Consider the following 1,627-nt stretch of genomic DNA (forward strand, 5'->3'; position numbering starts at 1 on the left):
CGTAGAGCACAAAGGGCCAGAAGGTGCGCTTCAGGATCATGCCTTCGCGGCCAATGAGGCCGGTCACGGCGCAGACGGCGACGATGTTGTGAATGCAGACCATGTTGCCCATGGCGCCACCAACAACCTGGGCGGCCACGATGATCTGACGGGGCAGACTCAACTGCTGGGCCACGCCCCACTGGAACTCGGCGAAGAGCAGGTCGGACACGGTATTGGAGCCGGTGATGAACGCACCCAGGCCGCCAACATAGGAAGCCAGCATGGGCCAGGCGTTACCAGCGATGGCTGCCACGGCCTGGGCCATGGCCAGAGGCATGGACGGATAGGAATTGGGGTTCACGCCTGAACCGCGGAAGATAGAGACCAGAGCCACGGCGGCGAAAAGCGCGATGGTCGGGGCCTTCATCTTGGCAAAGGACTCGAGCCAAGCCTGTTTGACAGCGTCACCCTTCATGCCATGCATGAAAATGGTCAGGATGGCGACCAGAGTGAAGGGAATAGTTCCAGGCAGATACAGGTACTGAATAGACGCTGAAACGCCCTCGTATCCGAGAATATTCTTAAACGGGATGGACTGAGCCGCCAAGATGCTCTTGAGACCCAGTTCGGGGATACGGGTCACGACGAGGATGGCACCGATAAGAATGTAGGGCAGCCATGCCTTGAACTGACTCATGTGGGGCTTGAATTCGGTTCCGACCTGAGTCGCAATGGTGCCGGTCCAGTCAGCTTCCCAGGTGGACTGCGGGCCAAAATCCCAACTGGTCTTGGGCACGCAGAAACCGGCCTTGGCTCCAGCCACGATAATACCCAGGCCAACCAGACCACCGATCATGGATGGAAATTCGGGACCAACCAGCCAAGCAAAGGTCAGGTACGGAACAACAAAAGCCACGGCTGAAAAAATGCAGAACTTCCAGGCGGCAAAACCCTCGGTCCAGGATTTCTTCTGGCCGTAGAACCGGGTCAGGAAGCCAAGCATGAAGATGGGCAAAATGAAGGCCATGGGACCGTGCATAAGAGTTGCCCACTGACCGATAACCTTGCAGAACGCATCAAATGTCGTGAAATTCAAGCCAACCGTGCCCGAAGCGGCCGCGCCTTCGACCAACTGCTTCAAGGGGGTCAAGCCGAGCAGGATGGGCGTTCCGACAGCACCAAAGGAAACGGGGAATGAGTTGAAAACCAAACAGATGACCGCAGCAGCCAAAGGCGGGAAGCCCAAGGACAGCAAGAGCGGAGCGGCCAAAGCCGCTGGCGTGCCGAATCCAGCCGCGCCTTCAATGAAGGCGGCGAACATATAGCCGACAATAATGGCCTGGATGCGTTTGTCACGACTTATACCCTGCATGCCGTACTGGATGGTTTCCATGCCACCCGAATACTTCAGGGTGTACAAAATGATGATGGCGCCAAATACGATGATCAAAACGCCTATGGCCGTGACAATGCCTTGCAGGGACAAGGCCACGATATAGCCGACGTCCAGACTCCAAACACCCAGGGCGCCCAGCGCACACACCAACCACGCCAGGGGCATGGCTTTTGTCGACGGCCAGCGCATGCCGACCATGAGCACAAGAGCCACCAAAATCGGCAATAATGCCACCATCGCCAATACAGG

1 protein-coding gene is annotated in these 1,627 nt (G+C 57.3%); it reads right to left on the reverse strand.

Annotation, left to right across the window (positions count from 1 at the left end; genetic code table 11):
• On the reverse strand, positions 1 to 1,627 hold a 1,627-nt coding region (locus EOL86_14680; protein NCD26817.1), incomplete at both ends, for an L-lactate permease.

The sequence above is a fragment of the Deltaproteobacteria bacterium genome (assembly GCA_009930495.1).
GTDB lineage: Bacteria > Desulfobacterota > Desulfovibrionia > Desulfovibrionales > Desulfomicrobiaceae > Desulfomicrobium.